Consider the following 2,639-nt stretch of genomic DNA (forward strand, 5'->3'; position numbering starts at 1 on the left):
AGAATATCCACTTAACAATCTGATTGTTAAGCATTGCCGATAATCTGCCATATTCTTTTGTCTTGGCAATATCGTTGTCGAATGCTTTTGATTTTAGCCCAATTTCTTTTAATGCTTTTTCAGAGTCCTTTTGTTGCAATTGCCACTTCGCTAAATGAGGACCTACATTCGTCTGCAAAGGCTCATATGCAGACACGTCCAAGCCACAGCGCGCAAGGCTTGCAGCGTTGAAAGCTTTCTTGGCTACGCCTATCGTTCCCTTTTGATCCAAAGCCTTCAACGTCTTGCCCTGGACGACTCTGGACACCACTAAATTCAGATGTGGATTGTCTTGGTCGTGGACATTAGCGAACACTCGACCTTTGAAGTCATTAATATCAATATCTAACTTCTTGGCGAGTTCTTTTAGGATATCGCTTGTTATAGATTTCCATTCGTCCTGTGTTGGTTTAACCACACTTGGCGGAAGACTGAAAACAAAACTTTGCGCATAACTTTGGACTGGTCGCCCTCCCTTCTTTTGGGAGTTCTCTAAGTCCAAACTTACGGCTTCATTAGAACAAGTTCTAATGAAATTCTCGATATTGCCGTATACCGGTATTATGCTCTCTGTATTCTTGTGATTAGCATGTTCCATGTTAACTAAATACTTGCCGTATTTAATTAACCCGCCATGCTTATCTTTTATTCGCTCGCTTCTTACGAACCAGTTCTTGATTGTCATATTCGATTTTAATTGTTATATAATATATATACCATTTAAAATCGAAATATCAATCAAACATCACTATTTCGTTTTAATTCTAGATAGGAGAACCCTACGGGTTCACGCCTTGTGCTTCGCACTGGCTTCCTCTCTGCGGTCAGGTCTGCGCCCCGACACCCGCTAAAATCAAAATCAAAAAAACAATATGTATAATATTCGAAACAAACTTTAAAACTATGACAGACATATTATTTTGCAATGAATGCGACGCCGAAACAGACCACACCACAACCAGAACAGAGATCAAAGAGAGATGGCAAGACTCGAGCATTGACGATGACGATCTGGATTATTTTGAGGTGGTTAGCAGGGCAAACGGCGATTCGACGTATGAGGTTACGCACGTCTGCAACGTCTGTGGGCACGAGGAAAATTATGAAGATATGTAGCCCCTCAAAACGCCTGAGCAAGCTCAGCCATTTTGACCGGCTTCTACCTTCCATAACCTGAGACCAAGCCAGCTTGCTGGCGCAGTAGGTCGAGGGTTGGAGGCACGTTTTAGGGCATTCTTCGAAAAGGGGAATCCCCTTTCGTTTCGGGGCTTTGCAGTGAAAAGTCTAAAAGCCTATATCAGATAATAGCCCGTAGGGTGCCTTGGATTCTGGGCAGGGTTTCCCCCTCTCACCCCTCCATCCTGTTTTTCCAATTAAAAATCGTTGCTCTGCTGGCACCAGTGATTGCCATAACTTCTTCTACGGTTCGACCCTGTGCGATTAGCTCAATACCCTGTTCCCTGCGGGTCTTACCTTTCAAAGCGCCACGGCGTGCCTGTATTTCGCTGGTGTGAGTCTTCGCAACGAAATATTCGAAATCGCTTTCTGTGATCCTTTTGTGGGTCCACTTGGCGACGCTGTTCGCCGTTGCTCTCACTTCACTGAACGGAAGAGGGTTTGAGAAATTTAGATTTATCATCTGCGCACGGGTCAGGCAGGCATCGAGCCACTGGCGATAGGCGGGCCAGCCTTGGCGGATTGCTCGATACGACCAGTTACGCAGTTCCTCGAAAAGCGTGCAATTTCTACCCAATCCATAGTCAGCAACGACCTTTTTCCGCTGTGCCGGCGTTTTCAGGTCGAGATAGTCAGCCAGTTCACCCAATTCGTATGTTTCGTGATGCCACTGCGTTACCTGCCAATGGTGATGCAGGGGATTCTTCACAATAAGCCCTGAATAGCCTCTATCAGCGTCCAGAAGCTCGCACAGGGCGTTTTCTACGGCAGCGGCATACAGGAGCGGGGCTTTTTTGCCATCGGGCGCTGTGCGGACTGGTGTTTCGAGGGCATAGAGGGCGTGAGCGTGTGCGTTTGCTCGGTTCATCACTGTCAGATTTGGAGCCGGTGCGCCTCTATCTGACCAGTCCATCGCTGCACCTGGTCTATCAATATCAAAAGCCAACCACAGCATATGGGTTGGGCCATTGTGCTGTATGTATTTAGCCTTTTTTGCAATCTCTGCTTTTGCTATGTGCAAGCCAGTTGCAAGGTCATCTGTATAATATGGTTTTGCTGGTAATGTGCTTGTAAAAAGTTGTAGTTGTGTCATACTGTTTATGTCCCTCCCCCCTCTGTGTCTTCCTGTCGCCAAACTATCGGACACAGAGGGGAATCTTTTAAGTTATATTTTCCATCTTACCCTATTTTCGAGGGTCTTGCCGGTTTTCGTTTCCGCCATCTCGAACATACTGTCAAGTAGTTCAGCCTGTTCCTTCGAAATGTTCAACTTACTTAATTCTTCGGTTGTTTTTTCAATCCTGTTTTTTTGCCTATTCTCATTGCCTATATCACCTGACCCTATTGAGAATATCCACTTAACAATCTGATTGTTAAGCATTGCCGATAATCTGCCATATTCTTTTGTCTTGGCAATATCGTTG

The 2,639-nt window shown here is 45.4% G+C and carries 3 protein-coding genes; all 3 read right to left on the minus strand.

Going from position 1 to position 2,639, the window contains the following annotated elements; translation table 11 throughout:
* On the minus strand, nt 1-724 hold a 724-nt coding region (locus CJU81_RS23420), incomplete at its 3' end, for a hypothetical protein (protein WP_095038434.1).
* 663 nt (nt 725-1,387) lie between these two features.
* Nucleotides 1,388-2,308, minus strand: a complete 921-nt coding sequence (locus CJU81_RS23425) for a replication initiation protein (protein ID WP_095038435.1) — start codon at nt 2,306-2,308, stop codon at nt 1,388-1,390.
* A 72-nt stretch (nt 2,309-2,380) separates the two neighbouring features.
* Nucleotides 2,381-2,639: hypothetical protein (locus tag CJU81_RS24175; protein WP_217902773.1), on the minus strand; the 259-nt coding region annotated here is incomplete at its 5' end.

It is taken from the genome of Pseudomonas fragi (assembly GCF_002269505.1).
GTDB lineage: Bacteria > Pseudomonadota > Gammaproteobacteria > Pseudomonadales > Pseudomonadaceae > Aquipseudomonas > Aquipseudomonas fragi_D.

What these genes read in the sequence shown, in the direction of transcription:
- CJU81_RS23425 (WP_095038435.1), bottom strand. Translation starts at nt 2,308, where the DNA reads ATGACACAACTACAACTTTTTACAAGCACATTACCAGCAAAACCATAT.